This window comes from Lachnoanaerobaculum orale, assembly GCF_003862485.1.
Taxonomy (GTDB): Bacteria; Bacillota; Clostridia; order Lachnospirales; family Lachnospiraceae; genus Lachnoanaerobaculum; species Lachnoanaerobaculum orale.
The window spans coordinates 24,670-32,165 of sequence record NZ_RRCM01000002.1; the positions used below are offsets into that span (position 1 = coordinate 24,670).

Annotated in this window: 8 protein-coding genes; all 8 read right to left on the reverse strand. The window is 37.9% G+C overall.

Going from position 1 to position 7,496, the window contains the following annotated elements; translation table 11 throughout:
* Positions 1-14: 14 nt before the first annotated feature.
* On the reverse strand, positions 15-1,202 hold the full coding sequence (locus EHW90_RS10255; protein WP_124952687.1) for an aspartate aminotransferase family protein: 1,188 nt from the start codon (positions 1,200-1,202) through the stop codon (positions 15-17).
* Positions 1,199-2,065 (reverse strand): acetylglutamate kinase, encoded by an 867-nt coding sequence (gene argB, locus EHW90_RS10260; protein ID WP_124952688.1) that lies wholly within the window; start codon positions 2,063-2,065, stop codon positions 1,199-1,201. Before argB ends, EHW90_RS10255 begins: the two co-directional genes overlap by 4 nt.
* Positions 2,066-2,076: 11 nt before the next feature.
* The gene (gene argJ, locus EHW90_RS10265; RefSeq protein ID WP_124952689.1) at positions 2,077-3,303 is read right to left on the reverse strand and encodes a bifunctional ornithine acetyltransferase/N-acetylglutamate synthase; all 1,227 of its coding nucleotides are present in this window, start codon (positions 3,301-3,303) and stop codon (positions 2,077-2,079) included.
* Between the two features lie 70 nt (positions 3,304-3,373).
* Positions 3,374-3,865 carry a GNAT family N-acetyltransferase gene (locus EHW90_RS10270; RefSeq protein ID WP_124952690.1) on the reverse strand — a complete coding sequence of 164 codons (492 nt, stop codon included), beginning with the start codon at positions 3,863-3,865 and terminating at the stop codon, positions 3,374-3,376.
* Positions 3,832-4,872, reverse strand: a complete 1,041-nt coding sequence (gene argC, locus EHW90_RS10275; protein WP_124952924.1) for an N-acetyl-gamma-glutamyl-phosphate reductase — start codon at positions 4,870-4,872, stop codon at positions 3,832-3,834. Before argC ends, EHW90_RS10270 begins: the two co-directional genes overlap by 34 nt.
* 157 nt (positions 4,873-5,029) lie before the next feature.
* Positions 5,030-6,301: a glycoside hydrolase family 10 protein gene (locus EHW90_RS10280; RefSeq protein WP_124952691.1), complete on the reverse strand. Its 1,272-nt coding sequence runs from the start codon at positions 6,299-6,301 to the stop codon at positions 5,030-5,032.
* 135 nt (positions 6,302-6,436) lie between these two features.
* On the reverse strand, positions 6,437-7,072 hold the full coding sequence (locus EHW90_RS10285) for an L-2-amino-thiazoline-4-carboxylic acid hydrolase (RefSeq protein WP_124952692.1): 636 nt from the start codon (positions 7,070-7,072) through the stop codon (positions 6,437-6,439).
* Positions 7,073-7,262: 190 nt separating this feature from the next.
* Positions 7,263-7,496 (reverse strand): RpnC/YadD family protein (locus tag EHW90_RS10290; protein ID WP_243113987.1); only part of this gene is annotated, 234 nt, incomplete at its 5' end.

The following is a 7,496-nucleotide window of genomic DNA, read 5'->3' on the forward strand; positions in this document are numbered from 1 at the left end:
TGCTCACCTTTTCTTTAAAACTTATTAAGCACCCTTTTTAACCTTTCGAGTGCATCATCAACATCTTCTTTTGAAATAATAAGCGGCGGAATAAATCTCAAAATATTGCTTCCGGCATTGATAAGTACCATCTTCTCATCAAGGAGCGCATACTTTATAATATCGGCCACAGGTATGTCAAACTCCATACCCAGAAGCAGTCCCTTTCCTCTGACTTCCTTTATAAAAGGATATTCCTTTGCCATAGCCTCAAGATTTTCTTTGAGATAATCTCCCACTACTTTTACATTTCCTGTTATGTCGTCTTCCTTAAAGATATCCAGCACCTTGGATGCCGCCGCACATACCAAAGGATTTCCTCCATATGTGGAACCGTGGTCTCCCGGCTTTAATACACCGCTTGCCTTACCCGATGTCAAAAAGGCACCTATAGGAACTCCGTTACCAAGTGCCTTTGCCACCGTCATAACATCAGGCTTGATGCCGTATTCCTGCCATGCAAAATACTGTCCTGTTCTTCCCATTCCACATTGAATCTCATCCAAAATCAGTATTAAATCATGTTCATCCGTAAGCTTTTTGATACCCTCAAGGAACTCTTTCGTTGCAGGATGAATTCCACCCTCACCCTGTACCGTCTCAAGTATTATAGCACAGGTTTTGTCACTAACAAGATTTTTTACAGACTCTATATCATTATATTTTGCAAATTTCACTCCGGGAATCAGCGGATAAAAGTCCTCTCTATAGTGCTCATTTCCCGTTACAGAAAGTGCTCCAAGGCTTCTGCCGTGAAAGCTTCCTTCCATAGCAATTATTTCAAATCTTTTTCCTGTTTTTGTACCGTATTTTTTTGCAATCTTTATTGCACCCTCTATAGCCTCCGTACCTGAGTTTGTAAAAAACACCTTTTCCATCCTACTGATTTCAAGAAGTTTTTCACCGGCCTCTATAACAGGCTCATTATAAAAATAGTTTGATATATGCCAAAGCTTATCAGCCTGAGCCTTCAGGGCTTCATTAACTCCCTTATAATTGTATCCCAGTCCCTGCACCGCAATGCCCGCAAAGAAATCCAGATATTCATTTCCGTCGGTATCAAAAAGCTTTATTCCGTCACCGTGGTCAAAAACCACCTGATACCTGTTATATGTCTTTAATAATAATTGCTCCGCGCAATCTATTGAATCTTTCATCTTCATAACTGATCTCCTACTATCATGGTACCTATACCTTTGTTTGTAAACATTTCAAGCAAAAGGCAATGTGCAACCCTGCCGTCTGCAATCGTCACCCTGTTTACTCCATTTTTCACCGCATCCACACAGTTTGAAAGCTTAGGCAGCATACCTCCGCCCATCTGTCCGTTTTCTGTAAGCTTTTCAATTTCGCTTATACTTATCTTTTCTATCAGGCTGCTCTTGTCGTTAAAGTCCTTGTATACACCTTCAACATCTGTAAGAAATGCCAGTTTTTCGGCTTTCAGAGCCTTTGCAACAGCACATGCCGCATCGTCCGCATTTACATTGTAGCTTGTATACTCCTTATCAAAGCCTACAGGGCATATGACAGGTAAAAAATCTTTTTCCAAAAGGTCAAAGATAATATCCGGGTTTACCTCACTCACTTCTCCGACCAGACCTATGTCCTCACCGTCAACTTCCTTTTTGTGGCAATGCAAGAGTGAGCCGTCCTTTCCGCTGATACCTACAGCCTTCATTCCAAGCTCTCCTATCATCTGTACCAGCTCTTTATTCACTTTATTAAGTACCATTTCCACAACTTCCATGGTTGCATCATCTGTAAATCTTAATCCGTTTACAAAGTGAGGTTCAATATTTACTTTTTCAAGCCATTTGGAAATCTCCTTGCCTCCTCCGTGAACTATAACAGGCTGCATACCTACAAGTTTTAACAGCACGATATCCTGTATTACCTTTTTCTTTAAGTTCTCATCAAGCATTGCGGAACCGCCATACTTTACAACCACTATCTTTTTATTAAACGCCTGTATATACGGCAAAGCCTCTATAAGAGTCCCCGCCTTTTCAAGTAATTTATCCATAAAACACCTCTTTAGCTTCTGTAGTCCGCATTTATTTTTACATAGTCAAATGTCAAATCACATCCCCATGCCGTTGCGCTAAAATCTCCCATATTCAGCTTTATCAAAGCTCTGACTTCCTTTGCAGATAATATCTTGGTTGCTTTTTCTTCATCAAAGCCTACAGATACACCGTCCTTATATATCAAAATCTTTCCGTTTTCACTCTCAAAGTAAAGCTCCATATTGTCAGGATCAAACTTTTCGCCGCTGTATCCAAGTGCACAAAGAATTCTTCCCCAGTTGGCATCATGTCCGAATATTGCCGCCTTTGTTAGTGATGAGGTAACTACAGATTTTGCCAAAGTTCTTGCAGTCTCCTTAGTCTTTGCACCCTCTACGACAACTTCAAAAAGCGCGGTGGCTCCCTCACCGTCTCCTGCAATCATCTTTGAAAGAGCGGTTGTGATGAAATTTAGATTGCTCTTAAATACCTTGTATTCCTCACTGCTTTCACAGGCTATCTTTTCATTATCTGCAAGTCCGTTTGCAAGTATTATAAGAGAATCGTTTGTGGATGTATCACCGTCTACACTTACCATATTGAAGGTATCCACCACATCATCTCTGAGCGCCTTTAATAAAAGTTCCTTTGAGATGTTCACATCTGTTGTGATAAATCCGAGCATTGTGCACATATTCGGATGTATCATCCCCGAACCCTTACACATAGCACCCATCTTTACAGTCTTTCCGGATATTTCAAACTCTATCGCAACTTCCTTTGAAACGGTATCCGTAGTCATTATAGCCTTGGCAGCTTCATTGGCAGCCTTTTCACTCTGCTCCAAAGAATTTGAAAGAGATTCTATTCCTGTGCAAATCTTGTCTATAGGAAGCTGCATACCTATAACACCTGTGGATGCCAAAAGTATTGAATTCTCTTCGACTCCAAGCTTTGATGCCGCTTTCTTTGCGCTCTGCTTACAATACTCCATACCCTCATCCTTGGTGCAGGCATTGGCAATACCTGAATTTATAACTATTGCATTCACATAAGTTTCACTGTACGTTATTTTTCTGTCCCAGAGTACAGGTGCCGCCTTTACAAGATTTGTGGTATATGTTCCTGCAGATATTGCCGGAACTTTTGAAAAAATCATGGCCATATCGGTTCTGTTTTTATATTTTATATTCGCCTCTGTTGCACTTGCCAAAAATCCCTTCGGTGCACATATTCCGCCATTTATTATCTTCATAAATTCTCCTTATACTGCTTTTATGATTAACTGTATCATCTGCTCAAAGCTTTAATCCATGTATAGACGATTATGCTACAATACTTGATATATTTTCCTCATTCAGTACAAGTTCATAGCTGTTTATATCCTTATTTTGCTTCCAGTTTTGACTCTTCCAAAAAATATTTCCTGCAAGATTTTGCTTGAATGCTATAAGAGTTATCTTACTTATACCTTCGGCATTTACCCTCTCTATGGCTTCCTTTACCATCTTACCGGCTATATTTTCTCCTCTGTACTTTGAATCCACACATACATGGTAAAATGTCGCCTGTCTGCCGTCATGACCTGAAAGTATGGTTCCGACTATTTGATTATTCTTTACAGCCACAACACTAAGACTGACATTTCTGTCAAGAAATCTTTTTATATGTTCAAAATCATCATCAACCGCCCTGATCCTGAATCCTTTTATACTTTTCCAAAGCGCCATCACCTCGGTGTAGTCCTCTATTTTCATTGTCCTTATTTCTATATCTTTTTTCATCATATTGACATCGGTAAACTTTTTAATCCACATTCTTCATCTACCCCAAACATTAAATTCATATTCTGGATGGCCTGGCCTGCCGCTCCCTTTATAAGGTTGTCAATGGCACCGGTCACCACTATCCTGTTTGTCCTCTTATCTATTACATAGCCTATATCCACAAAATTGCTTCCCTTTACAAATCTTGTCTCCGCATTTTCATTTTTTCTAAGAAGCCTTATAAACTTCTCATTTGCATACTCGCTCTCATAGGCATTTTTTATATCTTCTTCACTGACTCCTGATTTCAGTCCGGCATACGCAGTCACCAAAATTCCTCTCATCATAGGAACCAGATGAGGTGTAAAACTAATTACAATGTCTTCTCCTGCCGCCTTTGAAAGCTGAGCTTCTATCTCAGGTGTATGCCTGTGACTTCCGATTCCGTAGGCCTTCATATTTTCATTCACTTCACAAAAAAGATTGTCAACCTTCGCACTTCTACCTGCTCCCGAAGTTCCCGACTTCGCATCTATTATGATGCTGTTTTTATCTATCAGCTTATGCTTTAACAGCGGCTGCAACGAAAGTATCGAACAGGTCGGATAACAACCCGGATTTGCAATCAGCCTTGCTTTCTTTATATCTTCACGGTAAAGCTCAGGCAGACCGTATACCGCCTCTTTTATAAGATCTTTTGACTTGTGCTCAAGCTTATACCACTTTTCATATACATCCACATCTTTTATTCTGAAGTCCGCCGAAAGATCTATTACCTTGGCATTTGCAAGCACCTCATCATTTATATTCTCAGCCAGAAAGCCTTGAGGTGTAGCCGTAAATATAATGTCCGCTTTCTTTGACAGTTCCGATATATTGTCGTTTTCACAAATATCGTCTGCATATTTATACATACTTCTAAAGACCTCCGAGTAGCTCTCACCTGCAAAGCTCTTTGAACCGAATCCGACTATTTTCACATCATCTCTTTGTAACAAGAGTCTAATAAGCTCGGCTCCTGCATATCCTGTAGCTCCGACAATACCTACCTTTATCATAAAAACACCTCTCATCCTTTCCTGCTTTGTTATAATTACTTTTATAGTTTCATAATTATACACTTTTTGTGAATAAAATCAAGGTTTTATGAATGAAAATTTTTGAACAAAAAAGGACACCTTTTAGCGTGTCCTCATTGTTTTTAATTTCTAAATTTTACTGATTTGTAAAAGCCGTTTGTAAATTATCAAGTTCCAAAGCTGCCGGCGCCTCTCTGAAATTTTGATATGCGAATATTCCAAATCCTGAGACCTCTCCGGTTTCTCTTGCGGCCTTTACCTGTCTTAATAAAATATCGTTATATCTCAGCCATTCCGAAACCGAATTGCCGTCCTTTATATTCTTTCCTGCTCTATAAAGTCCGAGACCTATATACAGCTTTACATTACTGTTACTTTTTTTCTTTAAGTCTACCCAACTGTTTAAACAGTTTATATATGAATGAGGCGCCAATACACCCGTCTTTGTTTTTGCTTCAAAACCGTGGTAGAGCTGAGGCATTATATAGTCAATATATTCATTTGAAGCCATCCATTTATCAATATCAACAAAATATGATTTATCACTTCTAAGATTTGATAAAAGCGCTACAGGACTGATTCCGAAAACTGCCTGAGGACGTGCTTCATGTACCGCCTTGTATACATCTTTTACAAGCATTGACACATTTTCTCTTCTCCACTGTGTAATACCTAAGCTGCTGCCTGAAGCATCATATTCCGCTTTGTCAAAACTCTTTGCAGAATCACTGTCATTTAGTGAAGGGTAAAAATAATCATCAAACTGTACACCGTCTACAGCATAGTTTTTACATATTTCACTGATTGAATTCACAAGATAATTTCTAACCTCTGCACTTGACGGATTCAAATAGTAATTGCCTTCATGCAATAATACATTTCTTTGTTTTGAAGGATCATTCATCCACTGCTTTACGATTGAACCCTCAGGTATCTCTTTCATCATAGAATTGGTAACTCTGTAAGGGTTTACCCAAGCATGAAATGAAAGTCCGTGCTTATGAGCACTCTCAATCATATACTCCAAAGGATCAAAATTAGGATTCGAATCTTTTGTAACCATAAACTTTGATAACGGGAAAGATTTTAATTTCTGACCGTAACTGTCCGAGTGACTGTGTACATGACAAAATATAGCATTCATTCCGCGATTTTTTATATCTGTCATCACTTGGTCCGCACGTTTCTTAAATGACTCTACATCTGAAGGCATCTCACTCCAGTCAATATATGAAAACCAAACTCCTCTAAGCTCTTTTTGCTCCACTGCCGTGCTTTGAACCGTAACACTTCTCTTTACAGATTTTACCGCCGCATAAACTTGCAAAGAGACCAGCATATTCATTATCAACAATACAGCTATAAGCTTGCCGATAAGTCCCCCAAACCATTTTTTCTTCATCTTCATCTCGCTCTCTATCTTTTTTAAGTATAATAAAATCACCTACTATAATACTATAGCTAAGATAAAAAACCAATATCAACTTCCTTAAAGACTTATTACAAATGCTTTTATCTAAACTTCTCTTCTATAAAGGAATTATTACTTAGGATCCCTGTTCTTATCCCCTACAATCCAGTAATCACAGATTTTTCCGCCTGATGCCAATGTGCTTTCTCTATGAAGCACACCTTTTCCCTTCTCAAACATAAGATAGTCTATATCACAACACATAGGCAAAAGATCCAAATAACCGTTATCTCTTGCAAATTTTTCAAGTGGACATCTTGTGAAGTGATAATAAAAACCGTCTCTATGAAGATCGTTATCAAAGTTAAAATCCCATGTTTTATCTTTATACTTTGGATGTTTATCCGCCCATTCCGCCATTCTATGCATCCTGTCAGAAAACTTTTTCATATCTTTTTGTTTATTTAAGTCAAAATGACCTCTAAGTTTAGCTATAAATTTGTTGTTTAAAAACTCCACAATTACTTCTTTAAAATCATCCACACAAAAATCCCCTGCTCTGCACAAAGCCATAAATACATACGCTGAATAAATGTTACCTGACATCGGATTGTTTGAGCCGATATCTTCAGTATTCTCAAGCATCTGCCTATATAAAACTCTTGCCTTTTTTATGCTTTCTTCAGTTTTATTCTTACCGAATTTTCTTATCATCGGTTTCTTCAAGAGAAAACTTATTAAACTGAAATATATTCCTTTGTACTTCATCATAACCCCCTCGATTTCTTTTTACAAATTGTTTTTTCAATCATCACGTCACAGAATACAACTTAACTTCTATAAGTTAGTACTTTCTAACCGATTCTATTTTATCACTTTACTGAAGGCTTTTCTATGTTTTAGAGTATTAAAAAGGACACCTTTTACAGTGTCCTCATTATTTTTAAATATTACTATTTTACATTTTTTCATTTAAATATTTTTGAAACGTACCTACACTTAGATTTGCTCTTTTAGCAGCATCTTCTACTGAAATTATTCCGTCTTTTACAAGCATAAGTAATGTATTTATAACACCTTCTTTTCTACCTTCTTTTATGCCTTCTCTTCTACCCTCTTTTATCCACTTGTCTTTAGATTCTTCTTTAAATATGTCGTATAACTCCTTCATTGCATCCGTCATCTTATTACC